This is a genomic window from Streptomyces sp. NPDC053432, from assembly GCF_055585365.1.
Genome location: NZ_JBVJKF010000001.1, coordinates 97,651 through 123,621, shown reverse-complemented (window position 1 = coordinate 123,621; position 25,971 = coordinate 97,651). Strand labels below are relative to the sequence as shown.

Genomic DNA, 25,971 nt, shown 5'->3' with positions numbered 1-25,971 from the left:
GGCATCATGCGCCAGGAGCCGCGACACCGCCGCCCGGGACCGGTGCCCCGCCGCCCGGGACCGGTACCCCGTCGCCCGGAGCCGTGTCCGCCGCCGCGAACTGCGTCCGGTACAGCTCCTCGTACCGCCCCCGAGCCGCCAGCAGCTCGGTGTGCGTGCCCCGCTCCACGATCCGGCCGTCCTCGACGACCAGGATCAGGTCCGCCGCCTGTACGGTCGACAGCCGGTGCGCGATGACCACCGCGGTCCGCCCCGCGAGGGCCTCGCCCAGGGCCTCCTGCACCGCCGCCTCCGAGGTGGAGTCCAGATGGGCCGTGGCCTCGTCGAGGACCACCACCCGCTGCCGGGCCAGCAGCAGCCGCGCGATGGTCAGCCGCTGCCGTTCCCCGCCCGACAGCCGGTAGCCGCGCTCGCCGACGACCGTGTCGAGCCCGTCCGGCAGCGAGGCGACGAGCCCGTCCAGGCGGGAGCGGCGCAGAGCCTCCCAGATCTCCTCCTCCGTGGCGTCGGGCCGGGCCAGCAGCAGGTTCGCCCGTACCGACTCGTGGAAGAGGTGCCCGTCCTGGGTGACCATGCCGAGGGTCTCGCGGATCGAGTCGGCCGTGAGGTCCCGTACGTCGATCCCGCCAAGGCGGACCGCGCCCGCGTCCGCGTCGTACAGCCGGGGCAGCAGCTGCGCGATGGTCGACTTGCCGGCACCGGACGAGCCCACCAGGGCGATCATCTGGCCGGGCTCCGCGCGGAAGGACACCTCGTGCAGCACCCGCGTCCCGCCCCGGGTGTCGAGCGTCGCGACCGACTCCAGCGAGGCGAGCGAGACCTTGTCGGCGGAGGGGTAGCCGAAGGAGACGGCGTCGAACTCCACCGTCACCGGGCCGTCCGGCACCCGCCGGGCCCCCGGCTTCTCGGCGATCAGCGGCTTCAGGTCCAGGATCTCGAAGACCCGCTCGAAGCTCACCATGGCGCTCATCACCTCGACGCGGGCGCCGGCGAGCGCGGTGAGCGGGGCGTACAGCCGGGTCAGGAGCAGGGCGAGGGCGACGACGGAACCGGCGTCCAGGGTGCCGCGCAGGGCGTAGAAGCCACCGAGGCCGTAGACGAGCGCGAGGGCCAGGGCGGAGACCAGGGTGAGGGCCGTGATGAAGGCGGACTGGGCCATCGCCGTACGGATGCCGATGTCGCGCACCCTCGCCGCCCGCTTCGCGAACTCGGCGGACTCGTCCGCGGGCCGCCCGAAGAGCTTGACCAGCGTCGCGCCGGGGGCGGAGAAGCGTTCCGTCATCTGCGTGCCCATCGCGGCGTTCAGCGCCGAGGCCTCCCGCTGCATCGCCGCCATCCGCGCGCCCATCCGGCGGGCCGGCAGCACGAACACGGGCAGCAGCACCAGCGCGAGGAGGGTGATCTGCCAGGAGATGCTCAGCATCACGGCCAGCGTCAGCAGCAGGGTCACGGTGTTGGCGACCACGCCCGACAGGGTGTTGCTGAAGGCCCGTTGGGCCCCGATCACGTCGTTGTTGAGCCGGCTGACGAGGGCTCCGGTGCGGGTGCGGGTGAAGAAGGCGACCGGCATCCGCTGCACGTGGTCGAAGACCGCCGTCCGCAGGTCCAGGATCAGTCCCTCGCCGAGCGTCGCGGACAGCCTGCGGGTCAGCAGACCCAGGCCCGCCTCGACGACGGCGATCAGCGCGATGAGCAGGGCGAGGCGGACGACCGTGTCGCTGTCCCGCCCGGCGACGATCGCGTCGACGACCCGGCTGGCGAGCACCGGGGTGGCCACCGCGAGCAGGGCCGTGACCACGCTCAGCAGCAGGAAGAAGGTGAGCCCGCGACGGTGCGGGCGGGCGAAGGCGGCGACGCGGCGCAGGCTCGCCCGGGAGAGCGGGCGGCGGTCCTGCTGGGCGTTGATCGCACTGTGGAGCGAGGTCCAGGCGGTGACTTCCATGTCCATGGCCCGAACGCTAATACCTCAACCAAACTTGAGGGCAAGGGTTCCCGTCGTAAGACCCTCAAGAGAGCGATGAAACAAGCCAGTTGACTGAAGAAGGGCCGTCCCGCGATCATTCCGGCGGCAGATCAGCCACCGGGAACGGGCTAGCGCCGCTCCCGCCGCACCATCCTCGGGGGAACCATGAGTACCGTGCGCCACAAGATCGCAGCCATCGTCGGGTCCCTGGGCCTCGCCCTCACCGTCGGCCTGGCCACTGCCGGCAGTGCCCACGCGGGCAGCAGGGGCCAGCAGATCATGGTCCTCGACAACGGCGGGACCGCGAAGACCTTCCTGGTCCGGGGCAACGACCAGGACGGCAACCCCGTCCGGCAGTGCTTCTCCGTCTCGGGGTACCAGACCTGGATCTCCGGCTGGTGGTGGCGGGACAGCATGACGGTCTACTGGTACGACAACTCCACGAACTGCAGCAACAACAACACCGCCAACAGCAGCTATCAGTGGTCCGTGAACATCCCCGTGACCTCCAGCAACGACTGGCAGGCGATCGGACGCCCGGGCAACACCACACTCACCAACATCAACCGTCAGATCGAGTTCTTCGACAACCAGCACGTCGCGAACTCCGTGCGGGTCGTCGGCTACAACCAGGAAGGCCTTCTGAAGGATCCCTGCTGGTCGACGCCCGGCTGGGAGACGCAGTTCAACGGCTGGTGGTGGAACTCCGGCCCGACCCTCTACCTCTACAGCAGCAGCGACTGCAGCGGCAGCCACAACTCGACCGTCAAGACCGGCATGGGCGGGCGTGACGGTACCTGGTACGGCGCCACGAACTGACCCGCCGCCCGCGGAGGGAACGCCCAACCGGCGTTCCCTGCGCCGAAATCGCCGACTTCCGCCCGCTGTCGGTGCCCGGTGGCATCATCGGTCCATGACGCAGGGATCCGAGTCAGTCCGCATCGGCAGGAGCACCACCGAGACAGTCCTGCACCGCTTCGAGCAGTGGGCCCGCGAAACACCCGACGGGCTCGCCGTCGTCGCCGGGCACGAGACGTTCACCTACGAGCAGCTCGACACGGACGCCAACCGGACGGCGCACCACCTGCTCGCCTCCGGACTGCCGCCCGGCGGCCTCGTCGCGATCGGCGCCACCCGCCAGGCCGAACTCCTCATCGCCGTCCTCGCCGTCCTCAAGGCCGGCGGTTCCTACACCGTCGTCGACGTCGACACCCCGCGCACCGGACGGCTCCAGCTCGCCGCCGTCGAACCCTTCGCGCTGCTCACCCGGGCCGCGCAGGCAGCGGCCCTCGACAACGGGAACGGCCTGCGGGTGATCCGCCTGGAGGAGCAGACCGCCGCGATCGCGCGACAGCCCGCCGGGCCGCCCGACGCCCCGGGGCCCGCCCGGACGGCCGCGGTCCTCTTCACCGGGGGCTCGGAGCCGCGAGCCGTACCGACCAGCCACACGACGCTGCTCGCCGCGTACGAGGCGTGGGCCGAAGTGGCCCGGCCCGCCCCCGAGGACCGACACCTGATCACCGCCGGAGCGGCCCTCACCGACTTCGCCGCGGGCTGGACCCGGGCCCTGTGCTCCGGCGGCACCCTCGTCCTCCCCGTCATCTCCCCCTGGAAGCCCGAGGACCTGCGCGGGGCGGTCGACGGCGAGCGGGTCTCCGTCCTGCACACCGACCCGGCCTCCGCCGAACGGCTCCTCGTACGCGCGTCCAAACCCGCACCCGGGGTGCCGCGGAGCCGGGGCACGCTCGGGGCGGGCTTCGGGTCCCTGCGCCTGCTCGCCCTCACGGGGGACCGGGTCTTCCTCGACGAGCTGGACGCCCTCCAGTCGCGGCTGCGGCCGGGCGTACGGGTGCTCAGCGTCTACGGCCTGGCCGAGACGGCCGGAATCGCCGCCCACTTCGAACTACCGCAGCTGCGGGGCCCGGTCGACGAACCGTACGGGCTCTCGCTGCTCGGCGTCCCCTTCCCCGGCGTCGGGGTCCGCGTCCAGGAGGGGGAGATACGGCTCACGCCGCCCGGCGGCGGTGACGAGATCCCCACCGGAGACCTCGGGCTGCTCCGCCCGGACGGGCTGCTGGAGTTCCGCGGCCGGCTCCGGGACCGGATCGGCGTGCCCGGAGGCACCCTCGACCCGTACCCCGTCGAGGCCGCGATCCGCAGCCACCCCGGCGTCGGGCGGGCCGCCGTGACCGCCGTCGAGGTCGCCACCGGGGAGCGGCGCCTCGTCGCGTACGTCGCCCCGCCGCCCGGTGACGAGATCGCCTGGGACGCGGCCGCCGCGCTGCCGGACATCGGGGGGCTGCGCGACCACCTCGCGGGAGTGGTGCCCAAGGAGGAGACCCCGCGCAGCGTCATCAAGCTGCGCGCCCTGCCGCGAGGCCGGGCCGGACAGGAGGACCGGACGGCTCTGCCGCTGCCCGCACGGCACGTCCCCCAATCGGTGGCACGGCCCAACAAGTTCGGCGGCGTCGCCCAGGCAGCCGGGAGTCCCGGCGGCTGCGCCTTCGGCTGCATGGCGGCGGTAGTGGGCTTCGTCGCGATGCTGCTGACCAACGTGCTGTGGCCCGGCTCGACGGACCTCAGCGGGGTGCCGTTCCCGTGGTCGACGCTCTTCTTCCTCCTCTACGTGTGCGAGGTGCTCGCCTTCGGCGCCGGAGTGCTGTTCCTGATCAACGGGCACCGCAGGATGAAGCACCGCAAGCTGAGCCGGCGGCACACCAGGGCGGCCCACCTCGCCGCGAGCTACCTCCTCCTGGCCTGGTGGCCGCAGGACAACCTCTACCGGCTGGCGGCCAAGCAGGACTGGCCGCAACAGGCCCTCCTCGTCTACCTCTTCAACGTCCCGTTGATGATCGCGGGCCTCATCGTGGCCCTGTTCCTCGCCAGGAAGCCGGACGACCCCTTCCACTTCGACCCGGAGGAGAAGGCCTAGGGAGCCAGGGGCGGGCCGAAAGGGGTGCCCACCGCCAGCGCCCCGGCCCGCACCAGCGCTTCCGCCGCGTCCAGGACCTCCGCGCTGTGCGCGGCCACCAGCGCGCCGAGCCAGGGCGCCGGGTCGAAGGCCGCGGTCGCGATGGCCGGGACGAACAGCGCCCCCAGCCCGGCGCAGGCCCGCGCCAGGTCCGTGCACAGCTCGTCCAGCTGCGCCTCCGGCAGCCGCGCCCCGAGCTCCACCCGGTCGACGATCCGAACGAGGTGCCCCGCGCCCCGCAGCGCGTCGAGCCGGGCCGCCACCATGAAGGCGACGGACGGCCCGGTCAGCCGCAGGTTCGTCTCGGTCGGCGCGAGCCGCCGCCCCGGGGCGGCGACGAAGTCCACGTCGAACCAGCCCCGGTAGCCGGAGGCCGCCAGCTCCCGGCCCACCGCCGTGCCGAAGGCGGTCAGAGCCTTCCCGGCCCACGCCGGCACCACCCCGGGCCCGACGGTGGCGCCCGCGTAGCAGCCGTCCCGCACCTCCATCACCGCCCCGCCGACCTCGTGGACGCGGCCGTCGGATCCCACGAAGCCGTCGTAGGTGAGGTCGCGCGGGCCGTCGTCCCCGGCCGGGTCCTCGACGTGCTCCTCCACCAGCAGCGGTCCTCGGGGCAGCCGCCGCAGCAGGGCACGGGCCCCGCCGGCCGCCCGCAGCCGCTCGGGGGTGACCACCGTCGTGCCCGAGCCGCCGACACCGTGCTCCGATTTCAGAACGGTACTCTCGCCCGCCTCCGCCCGGGCGGACAGCAGCCGGACCGCCGCCCGCCGGGTGGCCGCCCACCACTGCGCGGGCAGGACGATGCCGGGATGCCCGCCCTCCGCCAGGATCCGGCCGAACAGCCCGTGCGCCGCGGCCTTCGACTCGTACCGCAGCTCCAGGGGCCGCCACGGCCGGCCCGTCAGCTCCCCGTACGCCTTCGTCAGCCCCCACGGTACGAGCGGCAGCCCGGCCCCCGTCAGCCGTGCGGCGAGCGCCGGCCGTGCCCGTACGGCGTCGAGCAGCCCCGGGCCCCGCTCCACCAGTCCGTCGTACACCTCCACCCCCGACCAGCCCAGCTGGCGGCCCACGAGGTCGGTCCAGCCGCGGGGCAGCGCCTTGGGCAGCACCAGCACGGCCGGTTCGGGGCTGTAGAAGGCGGCCAGGGACGCGTAGTGGTGGGCGGGCCGCTGCTCCCGGTCCAAGGTGGCGTCGGCGAACTGCACGTTGTACTCGGCGACGTTGCCCAGGTGCACGGCCCGGCCGCCGCCGGTCCACTCCCGGGCCCAGGCGGCGAGCGGGACGGGGGTGACCTCGAAGGGCACGAGGGTGTTGGGGTCCGTGCTCCCGCCCGCGCCGGTGCCCGCGCCCGGGCCGCTGCCCGCGCCCGGGCCGCCCGCCACGGCCCGGGCCCCCATGGCCCGGTAGAACCCGGCGGCGTGCGGGTCGGAGCCGATCGCCAGTCGGCGCACTCCGAGCTCCAACGCCCGCCGCAGCACGTCCCGGTACAGCAGCCGCCCCACGCCCCGCCCGATGGCCGCCGGTTCCACGAAGAGCAGCCCGAGGACGGCGTGCGGGGCAGCGCCCTCCAGGGAGGCGAGCCCGAGCACCGTCCCACCCCCGTCCTCGGCCACCACGATCCTGCGGGCGGTCACCTCCCCGGCCCGGATCCGCAGTTCGCCGGCGCACGCGGCGAGGAAGCCGGCGTCGTACCCCCAGTGCGCCTTCGACCGCATCACCAGCCCCGTCAGGGCCTCGGCCTCGTCCGCACGCGCGGGCCTGACCTTTACCAATTGCCGACCTCCCCATGGTCTGCCGTAGGGCTGTGCGATACATTCGGCCAGCCCACGGCACATACTTATCCCACCCCCGCGGAGACAGGCTTCTCAATGAGCGACATCGTCAACGGACTTGGCCGCACCAGCGCCTACGGTGCCCTCGGCCTGGTCCTGCTGATCCTCGGGATCGTCCTCGTCGACGTGCTGACGCCCGGCAAGCTGCCCAAGCAGATCTGGGAAGAGCGCAACCGCAACGCGGCCATCATGCTCAGCTCCGCGCTGCTGGGCATCGGCGGCATCGTCTTCACCTCGATCTGGACCACTTACGACGACTTCGGCAAGGGCCTGCTGTCCACGGCGGCCTTCGGCCTGCTCGGCCTGGTCCTGATGGCGGTGGCCTTCCTGGTCCTCGACCTGGTCACCCCCGGCAAGCTCGGCGCCATCGTGGTCGACCCGGAGCCGCACCCGGCGGTCTGGGTCACGGCCTCCTGCAACCTCGCCGTGGCCGCCATCGTCGCCGCCTCGATCGCCTGACACGCTCGCGTACGGGATGTCGAGAGCGCCGCTCCCCGAGGGGAGCGGCGCTCTCGACGTATCCGCGGACGTCTACGCGAGGCCCAGCGCGAACACCGCGAACCCGGCCGCCAGCAGCCCCGCCACGGTCCGCCGCACGGCCCGGCCCTCCCGCACGGCCCGCGGCGCCTCCTCGAACCGGCGCGCGTACCGGGCGATGACCACCAGCAGCACCGCGAACACCGGCATCCACGCCACCCGCGCCGCGATCCACCCCAGGCTGTCCGGGGCCGTGGTCAGCCCCGCCAGCCCCGCCGGCCCGGCCGCCCCGCCCACGAAGGAACCGGGAACGGCCGCCGCCAGCATGGCGGTCTGGTGCCAGCACAGGATCGTCATCGCGCACAGGTTGACCACGACCACCGGGGCCCACACGGCGGGCCGCGCCAGCAGGGCCGCCAGCCGGTCGCGCACCAGGACCGCCGCCCCCGACTGGGCCGACGCCAGGGCCAGCACCAGCAGCGACGGCGGGTGCGAGTTGGTGCGCGCCGCGCCCGGTACGCCCACCATCGACGCCGGGTAGTGGAAGACCACCAGCAGTGCGGCGAACAGCAGCGTCCCGCCGGCCAGCAGCAGCCAGGCCCCGCGCCGCCCGATCCGCCGCTCGCCCCACGAGACGCCCAGCTGGTACGCGAACAGCCAGCCCGGCAGGATGTTCAGCAGCGATACCCAGGACGGCACGGAACCGGAGAGCGGCCCGTAGCGCAGGAAGTCCACCACGGCCACCGCACCGAGCAGCGGGGCCGCCGCCCAGCCGCCGAGCCGGTGCGACGCACGCACGCAATACGGGGTCAGCGCAGTGATCACCACGTACACCCCGACGAACCACAGCGGCTGGATCACCAGCGTCGCCCCGGTCCGCAGCGTCGCCTCCGGCACCCCGGCCGCGTACAGCAGGGGTGCGGCCAGCGCCCACACGGCGGTCACCCCGAGCACGGGCCGCCCCAGCCGCACGATCCGGCCCTTCAGCCAGGCACCCGTCGACCCCTTGCGGCGGTTGAAGGAGAGCGCCGAGGCGTACCCGCCGACCAGGAAGAAGATGCCCAGCATCTGGAGCACCCAGCTCGCCGGGGCGAGCGCGCCGAAGGCAGACAGGGGGCTGGCGTTGTGCAGGCCGCCGTCCGCGTCGAGGGTGAAACCGCCGAGCAGCCAGTGACCGGTCGGCACGGCCAGCAGCGCCAGGGCGCGCAGTCCGTCGACCGCCCGGTCGCGGTGGGCGGGAGTCCGCCGGTCGATCCGCTCGGCGGCCCGCCTCAAAGCGGTGAGGGTGCTCATCGGACCTCTCCCCTCGCGATGGCGGCGAAGGCCGCCAGGGACTGGGTGCCGGGCGCGAAGTAGCCGGTGTGGCCCTGTACGTCGGCGGCGGGAACGCGGCGCGCGCCGAAGGCCGGGGAGGTGGGGTCCGTGCCGTGGCCGATCCCGCCGAACCGGACGTTCGGCACGTCGGCGATCCAGTCGGAGGGGCCCCGGGCCGCCCACACACGGGCGCGGGTGCCGAGGGCGGCGGCGGTGGCGGCGCGCATGCCGGGGGAGCCGAAGGCGACGATGTCGGTGGCGTCGGTGTGCCGGGCGGCGAGCCCGCAGACCACCGAGCCGTAGCTGTGGCAGAACAGCACCGGGTCGGGCACGCCGACCGCGTCCAGCCCCGCGGTGAACCGGGCCAGCCGGAGTGCGCCCGCCGCGGCGAGCCGGCCGTCGGCCACGTCCCAGCCGGCACCGGCCGGGGTGGTGTAACCGGTCCACGCGATCACGGCCGGATCCCCCGAGCCGCTGCCCCCGCTCCCGGCGGCCGCGCGCAGGGCACGGGCCATCCCGGCCGGACCGGTGTGGGCTCGGCGCACCGCGTCGTAGGCGGTGGCGTCGTTGTCCGACCCGGGCACCACCACCGAGACGTGCCGCGCCCGTTCCATGTCCCCGAACACCTCGGCGACCTGCCCCCGGCCGCGCGGATCGAAGGCCAGGACCTGGCGGCCCGGCGCCGCGAGGGAGGCGTACCGGGCCTCGCCCGTGGCCTCGACGGCGATCCGGTTGGCCTCGTACCGCAGGGCGAGGGGCGCCCCGTCCAGGTTCCCCAGCACCAGCGGGTGAGCCCGTACGAGCGCCTGCCGCGCGGCGTCGTCCAGCCCGGCGAAGAACCGGGCCACCTCGGCCGGGGTGGCGCCCGCCGGATCGGGCAGCGCCCTGCCGTGCACGGAGTCCGCCCGCCAGGCCGCGGCGCCCGGCGGCGGCCCGGTGACGGCCGCCTGGCCCTCCCCGGCGGCCCATCCGGCGGTCCCCGCGACGACGGCCACCGCCACCGCGGCCGTGACCATCGTCCTCCCGAAGCGGCGCATGCCCCTTCTCCCTTCCTCGTGGCGAGCTCTCGTGACGGGGAGGAAGGTAGGAACGCGGTACCGGGGCCGGCGTCGCACCGGGGAGCCAAGTCGGATGTCATACCCCGGTAGGGGGTGGAGGAGACGTTGCCCGAACGGCGCCGGCGGCCCAGGCCCTCCGGGAGGGCCGGAAGCCCCCGCGGGTGCTGGGCAGCCGGGTGTGAGACGAGGGGCCGGTGTGCGAGGAGTACTCCCCACCGGGCTCGAAGTCGCCGGGCCGCTCGCCGGGTTGAGGCGTGAGCGGGGACGGTCCCGTCAGCCGGCGCCGCCCGGGCGGACCAGGCCCGCCTCGTACGCGAAGATCACGGCCTGGGCGCGGTCCCGGAGGCCGAGTTTGGCCAGGACCCGGCCGATGTGGGTCTTCACCGTCTGTTCCGCGAGGACGAGATGGCCGGCGATCTCCTGGTTGGACAGGCCGCGCGCGATCAGTTCCAGTACCTCGGTCTCGCGGGGGGTGAGACCGTTCAGCCGCAGCGCGGGGTCCTTGCGCGGGGCCGGCCGCCGCCGGACGAAGTCGGCGATCAGGCGGCGGGTCACCGACGGGGCCAGCAGGGCCTCGCCCGAGGCGACGACCCGGACCGCCGAGATCAGGTCGGCCGGCGGGGCGTCCTTCAGCAGGAAGCCGGAGGCGCCCGCGCGCAGCGCCTCGTACACGTAGTCGTCGATGTCGAAGGTGGTCAGCATCAGCACCTTCGGCCGGTGCACCACCCCCGGCGGGGGATCGAGGAGCTCCCGCGCGGCGCTGAGCCCGTCCATCTCCGGCATCCGTACGTCCATGAGCACCACGTCGGGATGCGTGGAACGCGAGACCTGAACCCCCTGGCGGCCGTCCGGGGCCTCGCCCACCACGTCGATGTCCGCCTGCGCCGACAGCAGGGCCGCGAACCCCGCCCGCACCATGGCCTGGTCGTCGACGATGAGCACCCGGATGGTCAAGTCGTCTCCCGCGTAGCGTCGTTCAGGGGCAGGCGGGCCGCCACCCGGAAGCCGCCGTCGGGCAGCGGGCCGGTGTCGAGGGTCCCGCCGGTCAACCGTACGCGCTCCCGCATCCCCACCAGACCGTGCCCGGTGCCCGAGCTCTCCAGCGCCACCGCGGCGCCCCTGGCGGGGCCGTTGACCACGAGCACCAGCACCTCGTCCGCGTCCACCGTCACCGAGACCCGTGTCGCCGCCCCCGGAGCGTGCCGCACCACGTTGGCCAGGGCCTCCTGCACGATCCGGTACGCCGACAGGTCCACGGCCGGCGGCGCCGTGCGGGCCGCCCCGGCCGCGTCCGCCGACAGGGACAACTCCACCGGCTGGCCCGCCCGTACGGTCGCCTCCACCAGCTGCTGGAGCCGGTCGATCCCCGGCTGCGGGGCCTTCTCGCCCTCGGCGCGCTCGGTGCCGTCGCCGCGCAGCACGGTCAGCAGGCGCCGCATCTCGCCGAGGGACTCCCGCGCACTCGCCGCGATCGCCGCGAACTCCTCCCGCACCGGCTCCGCCATGCCCGGCAGCCGGTACGGAGCCGAATCCGCCTGCACGGTGATCACCGACATGTGGTGGGCCACCACGTCGTGCAACTCACGTGCGATCCTGGCCCGTTCCTCCAGCAGGGTGCGCCGGGCCCGCTCCGCCTCGCTGATGCTCTCCTGCTCGGCGATCCTCCGCTGGGCGTCGCCGTAGCCGCGCAGCGCGCCCGTCAGCGCCAGCACCACCCCGGCCAGCACGAAGAGCAGGGCGGAGGTGGTCGACGTGCCCGTGGGCCGCAGGAGTTCGAGCGTGAACCCGACCGCGCCGGTCGCCAGCCACACTCCGACCATGGTGCGTACGGACTCGCGCAGCCCCAGGCACGCCATCAGCAGCAGGTAGCCGACGATGGTCATCGGCGGCCACGGCCACGGGTGCGAGGCGACCTCTTCGGCATGCGTCAGCAGCAGCGCGCCGGTGGTGTCCGCCAGCAGGACCACCGCCCAGGCCCGCACCGGCCGGGTCACGGCCAGCAGCAGCGGCACGGTCTGCGCCACGCCCAGCGCCCCCGACCAGCCGCCGCCCAGCCCGTAGTCGACGGTCAGGACGGTGATGGTCACGGGCAGCAGCGACACCACGAACGCGCCGACGGCCGCGAAGGGCAGGATCCGCTGCCAGGCCTTGGGAGCCTGCGCCAGCAGGGGTTCCCCCTCCCGGGCCGGCGTCCGCAGCATGACGCCGAGCCGGGCCAGCGAGCCGGGCCCGGCGGCCCCGGTCTCGCGGGGGCGTTCACGGTTCCGGCGGCCCGGCCGGACGCGGGGTCTGTCGCTCATGATCGGTCCAGCCTATGCGCCCGCGGACCGGACCCGGGGGGAACCGCGGGTACGGGTAGGCTGCTGGCCGGTCGATCACGGGGGAGTCCGGTACGCATGGGTGGCGCAGCCGCGCTGGAGAAGCTGTTGCCGGTGCTGCTGGCCTTCGGCGGCGGGGTGCTGCTCGCCCGCCGCAAGACCGTTCCGGCGGAGGCGTCCAAGGCCTTCTCCGACTACGCCTTCCTCTTCGCCGTCCCCTGCTACCTCTTCGGCAACATCTACGCCAGCGACCTCGGCGCCCTCTTCGACTGGCGGTCGATCAGCGGCTACGCCACCGCCGCCGCCCTCGCGGTGGCCCTCGTCGCGGTGGCGTCGGTCGCCCGCTCGGTGCGGGAGCCGCGCGCCGTCGCCCTGCGCGTGATGGCCGGGGTGCAGGTCAACACCGCCTACTTCGCCGTCCCCGTCTTCATCACCGTCTTCGGGACCGCCGCGCCGATCTTCCCGATCCTGCTCTTCCAGGTCTGCGTCCTGTCCCTGGCCGTCATCTCGCTCATGGAACTGGGCCGGGCCGACCCCACCACGGGCGGCGGCCCCGGCCGGCGCCTCGGGCGCGCGGTCGGCGCCTCGCTGGCCACGCCCCTGGTCCTCTCCTGCAACGCGGGCATCCTGCTCAACCTGCTGTCCGTGCACGTGCCCTCCGTGGTCCTGGACGCCGCCGCCTTCGTCGGCGACAGCGCCTCCCCGGTGGCGCTGTTCGCCCTCGGCCTCCACCTCGGCGGCCTCGGGCTGGACATCCGGGGAACCACCCGCGAGGAGCTCGCCCTGATCGGCTTCAAGTGCCTGGCATTCCCGCTGCTGGCCTGGGCGGTGTGCGGGTGGCTGTTCGGGGTGCGGGGCGAGTGGCTGGCGTACCTGGTCCTGATCGCGGCGATGCCCACCCCGCAGAACCTCTTCATCTTCGCCCAGCGCTACGACGTGGGCGTCGACCTCTCCGCCTCCCTCGTGATCAAGAGTTCGGTGATCTCCCTCCTGCTGCTGCCGCTCTGGCTGCAGACTGTCGTCCCATGACACGAATCTCCTTACCGGCGGGCGCCGCCACCCTCGGACTGTTCGCCGCCTGGGCCGTGCACGACCTCGAAGAGGTCGCCACCATGGCCCGCTGGTCGCGCACCCGGGTCCCGGTGCTGCGGGAACGCCGTCCCCGCCTGCCCGACCGGGTCCTGCAGAGCCTCGGATCCGTGGACGGCCGCGAGTTCGCCACCGCCGTCGGCGTCATGGGACTCGTCGTCGCGGCCGCCGCCGCGGACGGCCACCGCACGGGCGGGCGTTCGGCCTTCTACCAGGACTCCCTCAACGGATTCGGGCTGCACGGCCTCGTCCACCTCGCGCAGGCCGCCGCGACCCGCGGCTACACGCCCGGGGTGGTCACCTCACCGCTGCTCGTCATCCCTTTCACCCTGTGGGCGCGCGGACGGCTGCGCCGGGCCGGGGTGCTGCGCCCCACGCGGCCGGCGGACCTGGTCCGGGCCCTGGCCGTGGCCGGGGCGGCCACGGTGGCCGCGCACGCGGTGGCCCGCCGGATCCGGTCGTAGCCTCCGGCGGGACCGGCTCGTTGACCCGGTATGGAACTGCCGACCATCGCGGCGCCGGGTGTCGGTGAACGGGCCGACGCCGTCGCCGATGCCGCCTGCCACCTCTACGACAGCGCCCTGCACGGGGGGTGGAGCCGCGGCGCCGCCGAGGACGCCGCGGAAGCCATCGAGACCACCGCGCACGCCCTCGCGCACATCGACCCCGGCGCGGAGGTCGTCCTCGCGCCCGTCCACGCGGCCCTCGCCGACCTGCGGCGCCGGCTCGGCCTCGCACCCGCCGACCCGCTGACCGCCGACGGGCTGCCCGCGGCCCCGCGCACGGTCGGCAACCCGCGCCGCACCCGCTGGGTGCGGGTGCCGATCAGCCCGCCTTCGCCTCGGCAACCGCCTTCTCGTACAACTTCCTGACGGCCGTGCCGAAGTAGGAGCTGTAGGAGGTGTCGGCGGTGTCCCCGCCGGTCTTCCAGCCGCCGATGACGCCGATCACGTCACCGGTTCCCGTCCGCGCGTCGTACCGGCTGAGGAACGGGCCGCCGCTGGTCCCGCCCGGATAGCCGGTGCAGTCGATGCGCAGGAACGATCCGGGGATGTCCGCGTCCGAGCTGGTGAACTTCGTCGTCCGGTTCACGCACAGCCGCGGCCGGGCGGCCGAGGCCGGGTAGCCGATCAGCGTCACCTTGGGGTGCGCGTAACCGGCTCCGGTCACCAGGCGGTTACCGCCGACCACGTCCTCCACCGGCAGCCCGTCGGCGTCCGGCCCCACCTGCGCGAAGGCCACGTCGAGGGCGGCGGCCCGGTTGACGCCCTGCGAGCGGTAGCGCGGATCGATCCAGATCCTGGACTTCCCCGCGGCGGTCCGCCGCACCGGGAACATGCCGTACGGCTGGGGGCTGGCCCGCGTGTACTGCGGTACGAAGGCCACCTGCTGGTAGTCCGACCCGGTCAGGCAGTGCGCCGCGCTCATCACCAGGTCGCGGCCGGGGGAGGCGACCACGCTCGCCGTGCAGAAGTACGCGCCGCCGCCCTTGACGAGGTACATCCTGCCGACGACCGGAGTGCCGTTGAAGTCCTGACCGACGCCGGGGCCCGGGGCCGGCAGGCGGGGCGAGGCCGGGTCCAGGATCGGGGGCGGGTTCACCGCTTCGACGTCCGGGTCCACGTCCGGGACCGGCAGCGGACCGGGGAGCGGGTCCACGTCCGGGACCGGGGGCGGTTCGTGGTCCGGAGCCGGGGCGGGAGCCGGTGAGGGCGTGGCCTCGGGAGCCGGGGCGCGGGCGGGGCGGCCGGGGGTCGCCGCCGGGACCGTCCCCGGGGCGGCGTCGGCCGCGCTCGCGGACGGGCCGTCGGGCAGCGGGACCGCGGAGGCCATGCGTTCGGGCGTCCAGAAGGACCGCGCCGCCCGGGCGGTCCAGCGGCCGGCGGTCACGGCCTCCGGGACGGCGACGGCGTGCTCCGCCGCGGCCAGGGGCGGCCGCCCGCCGGGCACCAGCAGCGCGGCCGCCGCAGCGGCCGTCGTCAACGTACGTAGCACCATGCGCAGCTCCTAGAGGGCGTGGGGGAAACGGAACAGCCGGTCGGGGTCGTAGCGGCGCCGGACCGCCTCCAGCCGGGCGAGGTTCCGCCCGTAGTAGGCCTCGCGCCAGCCGGTCAGCCTCGGGTCGCTGTAGTTCTGGTACGCGCTCCCGCTCGCCCACGGGCGCAGGTCCCGCCACAGCCCGTCGAGCCAGTCCTGGCGCCGGGCCACCTCGGCGGCCGGGGCCGACCCGGGCCAGGAGACGAGGTACTGGCCGAGGAAGGCGGCGGCGCGGTGCGCGAACGCGGTCGAGCCGGCCGGGACCCGGTTCAGGGCCCCGCCGCAGACCCCGTCGAACTGCACCACCGCCAGCCCGCCCCGGGGCGCCGCCGACCGATGGCGCCGCAGGGCGCCGAGCACCGCGCCGATCGCCGCGTCCGGCAGTCCGGCGCCCGTCCAGAAGTCGGAGCGGGCGGCGTACGACTCCCGGCCGAGTCGTCCGCCCGGGCCCCGGCCCGGCAGCACCCCCGGCAGCCGGCACTCCTGCGCGCTCCGCTCCAGGCAGCCCGCCATGGCCCGCACCGTGTCCCCGTACCCCCGTACGACGATCCAGTCGTCCCGGACCGGCCTGCCGACCAGGTCCGTCAGCCGGGTGAGCTCCCGCTCCAGCTCGCGCCGCCCGTCGAGGCACACCACGCGCAGCGCGGGCACGCCGTCGGCCCCCGGGCCGGCGCCGGCGGTGAACTCCACCTGGCTCCAGAACGGGTCGGGCAGCGCCGTGAGCCAGCGCTGCCAGCCCCGCAGCACCGCCGCCGAGTCGGCCCCCGTCCAGTGCAGTTCGGCGAAGGCCGCGTCGGCCACCGGATGCGTGCGGAACCGGAACTCGGTGACCACCCCGAAGTTGCCGCCCCCGCCGCCGCGCAGGGCCCAGTACAGCTCGGGCTCCCGATCCGGGCCGGCCTCGCGGACGGCCCCGTCGGGGGTGACGACCGTGGCCCCGGTCAGCCGGTCGCAGGTGGCGCCGTACGACCGCGAGGCCAGGCCCAGACCGCCGCCCAGGGCGAGGCCGGCGATGCCGACGGAGGGGCACAGCCCGGTCGGGACGCCCAGCCCGCGCGCGGCCAGCGCCGCGTTGACGTCCCCGAGCCGGGCCCCGGCGCCGATCCGCACGCCGTCCCCCGCCACGGTCACCCCGGCCACGGCCCCGAGGTCGACGACCAGCCCCCCGGCGCGCGTCGACCAGCCCGCGTAACCGTGCCCGCCGCCGCGTGGCACCACGGGAACGGCCGAGCGGCGCGCGAAGTCGAGGCAGGCCGCCACGTCCGCGGCGTGGGCGGGATAGGCCACCGCGGCCGGGGCGACGGTGTCGTAGCGGGGCTGGAACAGCTGCCGTGCCTCGGCGTAGTCCCGGTCGCCGGGGAGCACCAGCCGCCCGTCGAGACCGCGGGCCAGAGCGGCGTAGTCGGGGCCGCGGCCCACCGCCCCGACGCCGGCCAGGACGGCCGCTGCGGCGCTGCCCAGGACCCGGCGGCGAGGAAGGCTCATACTCCCTTCTGCCACCGCCCGGCCCGATCCCCGTGCAGGCGGGCCCACACGGACCGGCCTTGCCGCCCGAACGGCCCACCGCCGGCGGCCGCCGAGGAAACGCTTCGGCTCGTCTGACAAACACTTCGGACATCGCTCCGTACATCGCTCCGGATATCCGCTTCGGCCCGGCGGGGGACAGCCGTACGCTGCGCGCATGCCTCTTGTGGATCTCGGTTCGCACGCCGAGGAGTTCGACGCCGACCCCTACCCCTTCTACGCAGCGCTGCGCCAGGCGGGACCCGTCCACCGGATAGTGATCGGCGGGGAGCGCTCGTGGCTGGTCGTCGGCCACGAGGAGGCCAGACAGGCGCTGAACCACCCGGCCCTGTCCAAGAACTGGCTCGGATCCGAGCTGTTCGACACCTCCCAGGCCTACGCCGCCAACCGCAACATGCTGGAGTCCGACCCGCCGCACCACACCCGGCTGCGCCGCCTGGTGGCCCGCGAGTTCACCTCCCGCCGCGTCGAGGCGCTGCGCCCCCGGGTCCAGCAGGTGACCGACGAGCTGCTGGACGCGATGGCCGCCCGCCCCGACCGGAGGGCCGACCTGATCCGGTCCTTCGCCGCGCCCCTGCCGATGACCGTCATCTGCGAGCTGCTCGGCGTCCCCGACCTCGACCAGGAGCGCTTCCGCTTCTGGTCGAGCGAGATCGTCACCTCGGCGGACCCCGCCGGCCCGGACCCCCGGGCCATGGAGCAGATGACCGCGTACCTCTTCGAACTCGTCGGGGCCAAGGCCGAGAAGCCCGGCGAGGACCTGCTGAGCGCCCTGATCCGCACGCGCGACGAGGACGGCGACCAGCTCGCCCCCGACGAGCTGATCGGGATGGCCTTCCTGCTGCTGGTGGCGGGCCACGAGACCACCGTCAACCTGATCGGCAACGGCGTACGGGCCCTCCTCGCGCACCCCGAGCAGCTGGCGGCCCTGCGCGCCGACCCGGACGGCCTCATCGACGGGGCGGTGGAGGAGATGCTCCGCTACGACGGCCCCGTCCAGCACGCCACGTACCGCTTCGCCCGCACCGACCTGGAGATCGGCTCCACCCGCATCGAGGCCGGTTCCTCGGTCCTGGTCGCCCTCGCGGCGGCCGACCGGGACCCGGCACGGTTCGCGGAGCCCGGACCGGACGTCTTCGACATCCGCCGCACCGGCCAGAGCCACCTGGCCTTCGGCCACGGCATCCACTTCTGCCTGGGCGCGCCGCTGGCCCGCATGGAGGGCCGGATCGCTATCCGCTCGCTCCTCGAACGCTTCCCGGACCTCGCCGAGGACCCGGACGCGGGCCCCCTGCGGTGGCTTCCGGGCACCCTCATGAGGGGAGTGAGCCGCCTCCCGCTGCGCTGGTGAGCCGGGGCATCAGGCCTTGCGGGCGAGCAGGAAGCCCTGCGGACCCGCCTCGTCCCCGAAGGGCTCGCGCACCAGGCGGCCCACCTCGGTGAGCCCGGCCCCGGCCAGCAGCCCGGCGATCAGTTCCGGCGGTGTCCAGTACACGTCCAAGGCGACGGGATGCCCGTACGCGTGCTCCAGCCGGGCCCGCCGGTCGCCCGCCCTGAAGGCGATCAGGAAATGACCGCCGGGCGCCAGGACCCGGGCGAACTCGGCGAACACGGCGGGCAGCTCCGTCGGCGGGGTGTGCACGGTGGAGTTCCAGGCCAGCACCCCGCCGAGCACCCCGTCCGCCACGTCCAGCGCCGCCATCGCACCGACCTCGAAGCGCAGGCCCGGATACGTCCGCCGGGCCACCGCCACCATCGCCGGGGACAGGTCTATGCCGAAGGTCGGCACCCCGAGCCCGGCCAGATGGGCCGTCATCCGGCCCGGACCGCATCCGACGTCCGCGACCGGGCGGCCGCCGCGGCCGTCCCCACGCCCCTCGCCGGCCCCGTCCCCGCGTACGTACTCGGCGAACGCGGACAGCATCGCCCGGTCCAGGGGCCTGCCGGACAGCTCCGCGCCGAGGAGACGGGCGTAGTCGACGGCGACGGAGTCGTAGGACGCCCGTACGGAGCTCAGATCCGAGGTACCTGTCATGCCCCTGGACAGTAGCCCGCGCGGCGCCCCGGTTCATCCCCCGGCCGGTGAACGGCCAGTGGATGGGGCAGGTCCGCCCACTGGTCCCCCGGAACGCCGGGGCTCAGCCGCATCAGCGTGAGCGCCTTCACCGGCAGCGGCCCTGTGAGCAGTGCCTGCGCGTCGGCCGTGGCCGGCAGGGCCGGGACGGCCGCGGCGAGGTCCTCGCGGAAGGCGGCGGCCGAGCCCGCGGTGGCCCCGAGCGCCCCGGCGAGCAGGGAGCCGAAGAGCTTGCGCCGCAGCACGGTCACGTCGTCGGTGATCAGCCGCCCGGACAGCGGGGGCACCGGCAGCCCGTGCCGGGCGAGGCGGGCCGGGCTGATCCGGATGTCGGCGAGGTCGCGGTAGACCAGCCGCAGGGGTTCCCCGGAGGCGGACAGCACGACGAGGAGGTTCTGGCCGTGGGCCTCCAGCGCCACCCCGAGCTCCAGCACGCGCAGGCACACCGAGAGCGACAGGCGGGCGAAACCGGCCCGCCAGGCAGCGGAGCGCGCCTCGGGCAGCGCGGCCAGCGCTGCCACCGGAAGGACCCGTTCACCGGCGGCGGCGTCCGCGTACGCCTCGGGCGGCTCGCGCAGCACGGCCGCCAGGTCGGGGCTGTGCGCGGTCGCGGCGCCCAGGGTGCGGGTGATGTGCAGCCGCCCGTCGAGCCGCTCCGCGAGGGCCCCGGCGAAGGCGGAGACGGCCGCCGCCGTCTCGATGGAGTAGACGGAGATGTCCCGCACGGAGGAGGTCAGCCGGGCGCTCAGCGCCGTCTTGACGTGCGGACCGCCGTCGGCGGGCGCCAGCGTGCGCAGGGCCATCAGCGGGTGCGCCGCGAAACCGGCCCGCACCGGCTCGTGCCCGAGGGTGTGCGCCGCCTGCCACGGGTGCACCGGGAGCAGGATCCGGCCGCCGTCCCTCAGCTCGTCCGGCCAGCCGCCGGTCAGCAGGCACTCCTGCTCCCGTACGGCCACCAGCCCGAGCTCCACCAGCGGTCGGTGCTCCGGCGCGTACGCCAGCTGCTCGGCCACCGAGAAACCGGGCCGGGAGCGGCAGTTCGGGTGGTACGGGTGCCCGTCCACGATCCGCTGTTCCCACTCCCAGGTACTGAGGGCGCGAGTGTCCCGTTCGGCCGGGGGCTGCCCGGCGCGGGAGAGCGCGAGGTTGGCCGTGCTCCCGTCCAGTTCGGCGGCGAAGCCCTCCCCGTGCGGCACCCCCAGCGCCGCCACCAGGCGCGCGGGCTGCCCGTACGGCCGCCCGTCGAGCAGCAGCTCGCGGACGTAGGGCGCCGTCGCGTACGGGTCCGGCGCCGGGCCCTCCAGCCGGGCGCCCCCCTCCAGCAGCAGCGCCAGCCCGCCCGGCCCCCGCTCGCGGCCCACCACCCACGGCAGTGGCTCGAAGGCCAGCGCACGCCACAGCCGGGTCAGCACCGCCGCCCGGGCCCCGCCCAGCGCGTCCGCGTACGCGGCCGAGAGGGCGGGGCGGACGCCCTCCAGCTCGGCGGCGACGGCGTCTTCGGCCGGTGAAGCGGGAAGGTACATGCTGCGGCTCCGCGGATCGTGGCTCGAAGGGATGATCACTTCATCATCGCGGATACTGAGGATCACGGCCGGGCGGTCGCGTCCCGCGAACCCCCGGCGCACCGGATGGACCGGACAGACCGAATGGAATCCGTGGACCTCAACGCCGCCGCCGACGCGTACGCCACCACCCCGCTCCTGAACTGCCTGCTGAGGGAGGCCGCGGAACCGCTCGGGGGCGAGGTCCACCGGCTGCGCGGCAGCGGCCGGCTGCTGCGCGTCCACGGCGGGCGCCGCTCCGCGCGCCCGGAACTGCGCACCGCGGAAGGCTGGCATCCGCTGGGCCACACCGAGCTGGTCAAGCTCACCTCCGAGGAGCTGGGCCGCTTCACCGGTACCCCGAACGACGAACTCCCCGGCGAGATCGCCGACAGCCGCGACACGATCGCCGCGCTGCTGGCCGCCCGTCTGGCCGCCGAGCCCCCGGCGGATCCGTACCTGCTCTCCGAACAGTCCCTCGTCATGGGCCATCCGCACCACCCCGCCCCCAAGGCCCGCGGCGGGGCCCCGGCCGCGAGCTGGCTGCCCTGGGCGCCGGAGGCCCACGCCCGCTTCCCGCTGCTCTTCCTGGGGCTGCGCGAGGACCAGTGCGCCGAGGAGGGCGGGCCGGCCGCCGCCGAGGCCGTCGACTCCCTCGCCGGCCTGTTCGACGGGCCGGGCGCGCCCGCCGGATACCGGCTGCTGCCCGCCCACCCGTGGCAGCTCGACCTGGTCGCCGCCCGGCCCGCGGTGCGCGACGCCTTCGCCGACGGGCGCCTGCTGCGGTTGGGGGAGGGCCGGCGGCCGGCCTGGCCGACCGCCTCGATCCGTACCCTGTACGCGCCGGACGCATCGGCGGACCTCTTCGTGAAGTTCAGCCTCGACGTGCGGATCACCAACGACGTGCGCCGGCTGTGGCGGCACGACCTGCTGAAACTGCGCCGCACCGACGCGGCGGTCGAGGCGGGTTTCGCGCAGCTGCGCCGGTCGGGCTCGCGGGCGGCCTGGCTCCCCGACCGCGGGTACCGCACCGCGCGGTTCGCCTTCGAGGAACTGGCCGTACTGGTCCGCGACGGCCTGCGCGCGCACACCGTCCCCGGCGCCACCCCGCTGCTGGCCGCCGCGCTCGCCGAGGGCTATCCGGGGAGCCCGCTGGCCGGCACGCGCGATCCGGCCGCCTGGTGGCGGGCGTACCTGCGCCAGGTGGTCCCGCCGGTGCTGGAGCTCTTCGAGCGGCACGGGGTCGTACTGGAGGCCCACCTCCAGAACACACTGGTCGCGGTCGACGCCGCGGGGACGCCCGTGCAGGCGCTGTTCCGGGACGCGGAGGGCGTCAAGCTGCTGCCGGACCTGCCGCGCGAGGCCGCCTGGCAGCGGCTGGTCTACTGCCTGGTGGTCAACCACCTCACGGAGATCGCGGCGGAACTCGCCGACCGGCACCCGCACGCCGCCCCCGGGCTGTGGCCGGCCGCGCGGGAGGAGTTCCTGCGCTACGCGGCCGCCCACGAGCTCCCCGAGATCGCGGATCTCCTCACGGCCCCGTCCCTCCCGGGCAAGACCAACCTGCTGCTGCGCTGGACCCGCGCGGACGGCGCGGACGCCCGCTACATCCCGCTGCCGAACCCGCTGCGGGCGGAGTAAGGAATCGGCCAAGGTGGGCGGCGGGGGCGGCCTCCCCTCACCAACAGGTATAGACCAATGCTAGGTTGGTCGGGCAGACCGCGCAGTCCTGACCCCCCGTCAGAGGAGATGTCATGCCCTCCCCTTCGCGGAGCGGCGGCCCGGCCGCCATGCCCAAGTACCAGCGGATCGCCGCAGCGCTGCGGCACGAACTCGCCCGCACCGCGCACATCCCCGGGGCCCGGCTGCCCTCCGAGCGGACCCTGGCCGCCCGCTACCAGGTCAACCGGCAGACCATCAGGGCCGCCCTCCAGCACCTGCGCGAGGACGGCCTCGTCGTCACCGGACGCCGGGGGACGCGACCCGCCACTGCGGCCGGGGCGCCGGCGCCCGCGACGGCGGCCGCGCCGCGCCGCGCCCCGGCCGCCCTGAGCCGGGTCGACCTGGTCACCGTCCCGCCCTCGCTCGCCGTCCTCCTCGGCATGCGCGGCGGGGACCGCACCCTGGTGCACCACCACCGCGAACGCGGCCCCGCGGGCGAGGCGCTGCGCGACGCCGTCACCTACGTCAGCCCCGGCGCCATCGCCAGCAGCCCCGAACTCGCCCGCTGCCGCGACCGGATGGCGGCGGGCGGGGACGCGGACCCTCGAACGGTGCACCACTGGCTCGAACGGGCCGCGGTGGACGGCCGGGTCACCGAAACCCTCACCATGACCCGCACCACCCACCCCCCGGTCGCCGCCGCGGCCTGCGGCCTGACCGCCCGCCGCACCCTGCACGACGGCTCCGGTCTGCTGCTGGCCGTCACCGACCTGGCCTTCCCCACCTGGGACCGGCTCGTCCTGCACCGCCACCGCCCCGACCGCGCCGCCGCCGGCTTCCGCGTCACGTAGCTCACATCCCCGGGCCGGCCCGGGACCCCCGCCGGGCCGCCCGGCGCGCACTGTGGCTTCCGACACGCCCCGGGCGGCGGCGCGCCGGGCCCCCCGGCGGGTCCGGGACCACCGCGAGCCCGGCGCAACTCCCGTCCGGAGCATGCGCGTACACGCCCTCGGCCGCCCGGTCCCCGGTGCCCGCCGCGGCGGAGCGCCTACGGTTCCCACAAGTGACGAGGATCACGCCCGAGTTTGATTGAGGGAACGAGCACGGGGCATGGTCGACGTGGAGCGGAACCGATCCCTCCGGCCATGCGTGCCGGCGGCTCGGCGCACACGGGCAGATCCCGTCCCGCTCTACGGCCCGCCGGCGCCGCCGGCGCGCCGTACCCGTACGACCCGTGAGGTGCATGTGTCCACGCTCCAAGCCGAGCACGTCTACAAGGTGTTCGGACGACGGCCCGGCGACGCGGTCCGCGCGCTCGAAAACGGCACCGGCCGTGACGAGTTGCGCGCCGAAGGGACCACGGCAGCGGTGATCGACGCCTCGTTCCGCGTCGAAGCCGGCCAGATCTTCGTCGTCATGGGTCTGTCGGGATCCGGCAAGTCCACGCTGCTGCGCATGCTGAACGGACTGCTGGAGCCCACCTCGGGGCGCATCCTCTTCGACGGCCAGGACCTCACCGCGCTGAGCGCGGGCGAGCTGCGCCGCGTCCGCTCCACGAAGATCTCCATGGTCTTCCAGCACTTCGCGCTCTTCCCGCACCGCAACGTCCTGGAGAACGCCGGCTACGGCCTCGAAGTGCAGGGAGTGCCGCGCGCCGAGCGCGACCGGCGCGCCGCCGAGGCACTGGCGCTGTGCGGCCTGGAAGGCTGGGAGGACTCCTGGCCCGACGAGCTCTCCGGCGGCATGCAGCAGCGCGTCGGCCTCGCCCGGGCCCTGGCCACCGACGCCGACCTGCTCCTGATGGACGAGTCGTTCAGCGCCCTGGACCCGCTGATCCGCCGCGACATGCAGGACCAGCTCCTCGAACTCCAGAAGCGTTTCAAGAAGACCATCGTCTTCATCACCCACGACCTGAACGAGGCCATGCGCATCGGCGACGGCATCGCCGTCATGCGCGACGGCCGCATCGTCCAGCAGGGCACCGCCGAGGACATCCTCACCCGCCCCGCCGACGACTACGTCGCCTCCTTCGTGCAGGACGTCGACCGTTCGCGGGTGCTCACGGCCGAAGCCGTCATGGACGAGCCCGAGGCAGCCCCCTGCGGCTGCCCGACCGTCCACGCCGACACCCCGCTCGCCGACCTCTGCGCGGTCAGCGCCCTGGTCCCGCACCCGGTCGCCGTCACCGACGGTGCGGGCACCGTCGTGGGCTCCGTGCCGCAGGACCGGCTCGTCGCCTTCATCGGCGACGAACAGCGGCCCCCGATGGCTTGTGGCGCGGAGGTGGCCGCCTGATGCCCCGCCTGCCCCTCGGCGCCTGGGTCGACAGCGGTGTCGACTTCCTCCAGCGCCACCTGTCCTGGCTGTTCGACGCAGTCAGCGCGCTCGTCACCGGCCTCTACGACGGCATCGACGCCGTCCTGAACGCCCCCGCCCCCCTGCTGTCCGCGGGCATCCTCGCGCTCGGCGCCTGGTGGCTGCGCGGGCTGCTCGCGGGCCTGCTGGCCTTCGCGGGCTTCGCACTCGTCGACTCCGTCGGCCTGTGGTCCGACGCCATGTCCACGCTCTCCCTGGTCCTGGTCGCGACCCTCGTCACGCTGCTGTTCGCGATCCCGCTCGGCATCTGGGCCTCCAGGTCCGACCGGGTCAGCGCGCTGCTGCGGCCGGCCCTGGACTTCATGCAGACCATGCCGGCCATGGTCTACCTCATCCCCGGAATCATCTTCTTCGGGGTGGGCGTGGTGCCCGGCATCATCGCGACCATCATCTTCTCGCTGCCGCCGGGCGTGCGGATGACCGAACTCGGCATCCGCCAGGTCGACTCCGAACTGGTCGAGGCCGCGGAGGCCTTCGGCACCACCCCGCGCGACACCCTCGTCCGCGTGCAGCTGCCCCTGGCCCTGCCGACGATCATGGCGGGTGTCAACCAGGTCATCATGCTCGGCCTGTCCATGGTCGTCATCGCCGGCATGGTCGGCGGCGGCGGGCTCGGCGGCGCCGTCTACCGGGCCATCGGCAGCGTCGACATCGGCCTCGGCTTCGAGGCCGGCATCGCCATCGTCATCCTCGCCATGTACCTCGACCGGATGACCGGGGCGCTCGGCCGCCAGGTCTCCCCGCTGGGCCGGCGCGCCCTCGCCAAGGCGCGGTCCGCCGCCACCGGCGCGGCCAGGCTGTGGAGCCATCGCCCCCAGCCGGCGTTCGCCGTCACCGGAGCCGTCGTCCTGGCCCTCGTCGCGGGCGGCCTGAACACCTTCGGCGGGTCCTCCACCGGTGACGGACCGGCCGGCACCGCGAACATCGGCAAGGGCCGCACCCTGTCCGTCGGCTACATCCCGTGGGACGAGGGCACCGCCTCCACCTTCCTCTGGAAGGAGCTCCTGGAGCGCCGCGGCTTCAAGGTCGAGGCCAAGCAGCTGGAGCTGGGCGCGCTGTTCACCGGGCTCGCGGGCGGGCAGCTCGACTTCCAGACCGACGCCTGGCTGCCCGTCACCCAGGCGCAGTACTGGGAGAAGTACGGGAACCGGCTGGAGGACCTCGGCTCCTGGTACGGCCCCACCTCGCTGGAGCTGACCGTGCCCTCGTACGTCGAGGGCGTGCGCTCCCTCGCCGACCTGAAGGGCAGGGCCGGGCAGTTCAAGGGGCGGATCATCGGCATCGAACCCAGCGCGGGTGCGATGGGCGCGCTCAAGGACAAGGTCCTCAAGGAGTACGGCCTCGACTCGGAGTACCAGGTCGTCGACGGCTCCACCCCCGGCATGCTCGCCGAGCTCAAGCGGGCCTACGAGAAGAAGGAGCCCGTGGCGGTCGTGCTGTGGTCGCCGCACTGGGCGTACTCCACGTACGAGCTGACCAAGCTGCAGGACCCCAAGGGGGCCTGGGGCAAGGGCGACGGCATCCACAGCCTCGCCCGCAAGGGCTTCGCCGCCGACGAGCCCGAGGTGGCCTCCTGGCTGCGCTCGTTCAAGCTCAGCGAGAAGCAGCTGACCAGCCTGGAGGCGGAGATCCAGCGGACCGGCAAGGGCAAGGAGCAGCAGGCGGTCCGCGCCTGGCTCGAGGAGCACCCCGAGGCCGACGCCCTGGGCTGACGTGGCGGAGGACGCCGTGCTGA

General features: G+C 74.6%; 21 protein-coding genes. 11 read left to right on the top strand and 10 right to left on the bottom strand.

Translation table 11 applies throughout. The annotated features are described in order from the left end of the window. Positions 1 to 4: 4 nt before the first annotated feature. Positions 5 to 1,948 (bottom strand): ABC transporter ATP-binding protein, encoded by a 1,944-nt coding sequence (locus tag ACZ6Y1_RS00535; protein ID WP_469620160.1) that lies wholly within the window; start codon positions 1,946 to 1,948, stop codon positions 5 to 7. Between the two features lie 180 nt (positions 1,949 to 2,128). Here ACZ6Y1_RS00535 and ACZ6Y1_RS00530 point away from each other — a divergent pair, with 180 nt between their 5' ends. Then, entirely contained in the window at positions 2,129 to 2,782 is a 654-nt protein-coding gene (locus ACZ6Y1_RS00530; protein ID WP_469620157.1) for a hypothetical protein, read from the top strand. Between the two features lie 94 nt (positions 2,783 to 2,876). Then, positions 2,877 to 4,895, top strand: coding sequence for an AMP-binding protein (locus ACZ6Y1_RS00525; RefSeq protein ID WP_469620154.1), 2,019 nt, complete (start codon positions 2,877 to 2,879; stop codon positions 4,893 to 4,895). Here ACZ6Y1_RS00525 and ACZ6Y1_RS00520 read toward each other — a convergent pair. Further along, a complete protein-coding gene (locus ACZ6Y1_RS00520) occupies positions 4,892 to 6,706 on the bottom strand; it encodes a GNAT family N-acetyltransferase (RefSeq protein ID WP_469620151.1) in 1,815 nt (604 codons plus the stop codon). The two genes, ACZ6Y1_RS00525 and ACZ6Y1_RS00520, sit on opposite strands and share 4 nt — an antisense overlap. Before the next feature lie 96 nt (positions 6,707 to 6,802). Here ACZ6Y1_RS00520 and ACZ6Y1_RS00515 point away from each other — a divergent pair, with 96 nt between their 5' ends. Next, a complete protein-coding gene (locus tag ACZ6Y1_RS00515; protein ID WP_469620148.1) occupies positions 6,803 to 7,225 on the top strand; it encodes a DUF350 domain-containing protein in 423 nt (140 codons plus the stop codon). Positions 7,226 to 7,297: 72 nt separating this feature from the next. Here the strand turns inward: ACZ6Y1_RS00515 and ACZ6Y1_RS00510 are convergent, their stop codons facing one another. The 4 genes from ACZ6Y1_RS00510 to ACZ6Y1_RS00495 form a co-directional block, all read right to left on the bottom strand. Beyond that, complete coding sequence (locus ACZ6Y1_RS00510) at positions 7,298 to 8,536, bottom strand: acyltransferase family protein (protein WP_469620146.1); 1,239 nt, start codon at positions 8,534 to 8,536, stop codon at positions 7,298 to 7,300. Continuing rightward, positions 8,533 to 9,594 carry an alpha/beta hydrolase gene (locus ACZ6Y1_RS00505; RefSeq protein WP_469620142.1) on the bottom strand — a complete coding sequence of 354 codons (1,062 nt, stop codon included), beginning with the start codon at positions 9,592 to 9,594 and terminating at the stop codon, positions 8,533 to 8,535. Before ACZ6Y1_RS00505 ends, ACZ6Y1_RS00510 begins: the two co-directional genes overlap by 4 nt. Before the next feature lie 294 nt (positions 9,595 to 9,888). Continuing rightward, complete coding sequence (locus ACZ6Y1_RS00500) at positions 9,889 to 10,569, bottom strand: response regulator (RefSeq protein ID WP_469620138.1); 681 nt, start codon at positions 10,567 to 10,569, stop codon at positions 9,889 to 9,891. Then, complete coding sequence (locus ACZ6Y1_RS00495) at positions 10,566 to 11,915, bottom strand: sensor histidine kinase (protein ID WP_469620133.1); 1,350 nt, start codon at positions 11,913 to 11,915, stop codon at positions 10,566 to 10,568. Before ACZ6Y1_RS00495 ends, ACZ6Y1_RS00500 begins: the two co-directional genes overlap by 4 nt. A gap of 96 nt (positions 11,916 to 12,011) precedes the next feature. On the opposite strand from ACZ6Y1_RS00495, the gene ACZ6Y1_RS00490 reads away from it, so the two are divergent. Genes ACZ6Y1_RS00490 through ACZ6Y1_RS00480 form a run of 3 tightly spaced genes read left to right on the top strand, consistent with a single transcriptional unit; the run spans position 12,012 to position 13,894 of the window. Continuing rightward, positions 12,012 to 12,962 carry an AEC family transporter gene (locus ACZ6Y1_RS00490; protein WP_469620130.1) on the top strand — a complete coding sequence of 317 codons (951 nt, stop codon included), beginning with the start codon at positions 12,012 to 12,014 and terminating at the stop codon, positions 12,960 to 12,962. Beyond that, positions 12,959 to 13,486 carry an HXXEE domain-containing protein gene (locus ACZ6Y1_RS00485; RefSeq protein WP_469620126.1) on the top strand — a complete coding sequence of 176 codons (528 nt, stop codon included), beginning with the start codon at positions 12,959 to 12,961 and terminating at the stop codon, positions 13,484 to 13,486. The genes ACZ6Y1_RS00490 and ACZ6Y1_RS00485 overlap by 4 nt, the downstream gene beginning before the upstream one ends. A gap of 30 nt (positions 13,487 to 13,516) precedes the next feature. Continuing rightward, positions 13,517 to 13,894 (top strand): hypothetical protein, encoded by a 378-nt coding sequence (locus tag ACZ6Y1_RS00480; RefSeq protein WP_469620123.1) that lies wholly within the window; start codon positions 13,517 to 13,519, stop codon positions 13,892 to 13,894. On the opposite strand, the gene ACZ6Y1_RS00475 is transcribed toward ACZ6Y1_RS00480, so the two are convergent. Continuing rightward, a complete protein-coding gene (locus ACZ6Y1_RS00475) occupies positions 13,848 to 15,020 on the bottom strand; it encodes a trypsin-like peptidase domain-containing protein (protein ID WP_469620120.1) in 1,173 nt (390 codons plus the stop codon). The genes ACZ6Y1_RS00480 and ACZ6Y1_RS00475 overlap by 47 nt on opposite strands. A gap of 9 nt (positions 15,021 to 15,029) precedes the next feature. After that, positions 15,030 to 16,544 carry an FAD-binding oxidoreductase gene (locus tag ACZ6Y1_RS00470; protein ID WP_469620117.1) on the bottom strand — a complete coding sequence of 505 codons (1,515 nt, stop codon included), beginning with the start codon at positions 16,542 to 16,544 and terminating at the stop codon, positions 15,030 to 15,032. A gap of 196 nt (positions 16,545 to 16,740) precedes the next feature. On the opposite strand from ACZ6Y1_RS00470, the gene ACZ6Y1_RS00465 reads away from it, so the two are divergent. After that, positions 16,741 to 17,934, top strand: coding sequence for a cytochrome P450 family protein (locus ACZ6Y1_RS00465; protein WP_469620112.1), 1,194 nt, complete (start codon positions 16,741 to 16,743; stop codon positions 17,932 to 17,934). A gap of 9 nt (positions 17,935 to 17,943) precedes the next feature. Here the strand turns inward: ACZ6Y1_RS00465 and ACZ6Y1_RS00460 are convergent, their stop codons facing one another. Both ACZ6Y1_RS00460 and ACZ6Y1_RS00455 read right to left on the bottom strand, forming a co-directional pair. Beyond that, the gene (locus tag ACZ6Y1_RS00460; RefSeq protein WP_469620108.1) at positions 17,944 to 18,618 is read right to left on the bottom strand and encodes a class I SAM-dependent DNA methyltransferase; all 675 of its coding nucleotides are present in this window, start codon (positions 18,616 to 18,618) and stop codon (positions 17,944 to 17,946) included. After that, the gene (locus ACZ6Y1_RS00455; RefSeq protein ID WP_469620106.1) at positions 18,615 to 20,180 is read right to left on the bottom strand and encodes an IucA/IucC family protein; all 1,566 of its coding nucleotides are present in this window, start codon (positions 20,178 to 20,180) and stop codon (positions 18,615 to 18,617) included. Before ACZ6Y1_RS00455 ends, ACZ6Y1_RS00460 begins: the two co-directional genes overlap by 4 nt. Positions 20,181 to 20,303: 123 nt before the next feature. On the opposite strand from ACZ6Y1_RS00455, the gene ACZ6Y1_RS00450 reads away from it, so the two are divergent. The 4 genes from ACZ6Y1_RS00450 to ACZ6Y1_RS00435 all read left to right on the top strand — a co-directional run bounded on the left by ACZ6Y1_RS00450 (position 20,304) and on the right by ACZ6Y1_RS00435 (position 25,948). Continuing rightward, on the top strand, positions 20,304 to 21,839 hold the full coding sequence (locus ACZ6Y1_RS00450) for an IucA/IucC family protein (RefSeq protein ID WP_469620104.1): 1,536 nt from the start codon (positions 20,304 to 20,306) through the stop codon (positions 21,837 to 21,839). A 113-nt stretch (positions 21,840 to 21,952) separates the two neighbouring features. Beyond that, positions 21,953 to 22,711: a GntR family transcriptional regulator gene (locus ACZ6Y1_RS00445; RefSeq protein WP_469620102.1), complete on the top strand. Its 759-nt coding sequence runs from the start codon at positions 21,953 to 21,955 to the stop codon at positions 22,709 to 22,711. A 394-nt stretch (positions 22,712 to 23,105) separates the two neighbouring features. Next, positions 23,106 to 24,155 carry a quaternary amine ABC transporter ATP-binding protein gene (locus ACZ6Y1_RS00440; protein ID WP_469620098.1) on the top strand — a complete coding sequence of 350 codons (1,050 nt, stop codon included), beginning with the start codon at positions 23,106 to 23,108 and terminating at the stop codon, positions 24,153 to 24,155. Then, complete coding sequence (locus tag ACZ6Y1_RS00435; protein ID WP_469620095.1) at positions 24,155 to 25,948, top strand: ABC transporter permease/substrate binding protein; 1,794 nt, start codon at positions 24,155 to 24,157, stop codon at positions 25,946 to 25,948. The genes ACZ6Y1_RS00440 and ACZ6Y1_RS00435 overlap by 1 nt, the downstream gene beginning before the upstream one ends. The last annotated feature ends 23 nt before the right edge of the window (positions 25,949 to 25,971 follow it).

What these genes read in the sequence shown, in the direction of transcription:
- ACZ6Y1_RS00480 (WP_469620123.1), top strand. Translation starts at nt 13,517, where the DNA reads ATGGAACTGCCGACCATCGCGGCGCCGGGTGTCGGTGAACGGGCCGAC.
- ACZ6Y1_RS00505 (WP_469620142.1), bottom strand. Translation starts at nt 9,594, where the DNA reads ATGCGCCGCTTCGGGAGGACGATGGTCACGGCCGCGGTGGCGGTGGCC.
- ACZ6Y1_RS00455 (WP_469620106.1), bottom strand. Translation starts at nt 20,180, where the DNA reads ATGTACCTTCCCGCTTCACCGGCCGAAGACGCCGTCGCCGCCGAGCTG.
- ACZ6Y1_RS00485 (WP_469620126.1), top strand. Translation starts at nt 12,959, where the DNA reads ATGACACGAATCTCCTTACCGGCGGGCGCCGCCACCCTCGGACTGTTC.
- ACZ6Y1_RS00435 (WP_469620095.1), top strand. Translation starts at nt 24,155, where the DNA reads ATGCCCCGCCTGCCCCTCGGCGCCTGGGTCGACAGCGGTGTCGACTTC.
- ACZ6Y1_RS00460 (WP_469620108.1), bottom strand. Translation starts at nt 18,618, where the DNA reads ATGACAGGTACCTCGGATCTGAGCTCCGTACGGGCGTCCTACGACTCC.
- ACZ6Y1_RS00525 (WP_469620154.1), top strand. Translation starts at nt 2,877, where the DNA reads ATGACGCAGGGATCCGAGTCAGTCCGCATCGGCAGGAGCACCACCGAG.
- ACZ6Y1_RS00530 (WP_469620157.1), top strand. Translation starts at nt 2,129, where the DNA reads ATGAGTACCGTGCGCCACAAGATCGCAGCCATCGTCGGGTCCCTGGGC.
- ACZ6Y1_RS00445 (WP_469620102.1), top strand. Translation starts at nt 21,953, where the DNA reads ATGCCCTCCCCTTCGCGGAGCGGCGGCCCGGCCGCCATGCCCAAGTAC.
- ACZ6Y1_RS00465 (WP_469620112.1), top strand. Translation starts at nt 16,741, where the DNA reads ATGCCTCTTGTGGATCTCGGTTCGCACGCCGAGGAGTTCGACGCCGAC.
- ACZ6Y1_RS00475 (WP_469620120.1), bottom strand. Translation starts at nt 15,020, where the DNA reads ATGGTGCTACGTACGTTGACGACGGCCGCTGCGGCGGCCGCGCTGCTG.
- ACZ6Y1_RS00515 (WP_469620148.1), top strand. Translation starts at nt 6,803, where the DNA reads ATGAGCGACATCGTCAACGGACTTGGCCGCACCAGCGCCTACGGTGCC.
- ACZ6Y1_RS00510 (WP_469620146.1), bottom strand. Translation starts at nt 8,536, where the DNA reads ATGAGCACCCTCACCGCTTTGAGGCGGGCCGCCGAGCGGATCGACCGG.
- ACZ6Y1_RS00450 (WP_469620104.1), top strand. Translation starts at nt 20,304, where the DNA reads ATGGAATCCGTGGACCTCAACGCCGCCGCCGACGCGTACGCCACCACC.
- ACZ6Y1_RS00470 (WP_469620117.1), bottom strand. Translation starts at nt 16,544, where the DNA reads ATGAGCCTTCCTCGCCGCCGGGTCCTGGGCAGCGCCGCAGCGGCCGTC.
- ACZ6Y1_RS00535 (WP_469620160.1), bottom strand. Translation starts at nt 1,948, where the DNA reads ATGGACATGGAAGTCACCGCCTGGACCTCGCTCCACAGTGCGATCAAC.
- ACZ6Y1_RS00495 (WP_469620133.1), bottom strand. Translation starts at nt 11,915, where the DNA reads ATGAGCGACAGACCCCGCGTCCGGCCGGGCCGCCGGAACCGTGAACGC.
- ACZ6Y1_RS00490 (WP_469620130.1), top strand. Translation starts at nt 12,012, where the DNA reads ATGGGTGGCGCAGCCGCGCTGGAGAAGCTGTTGCCGGTGCTGCTGGCC.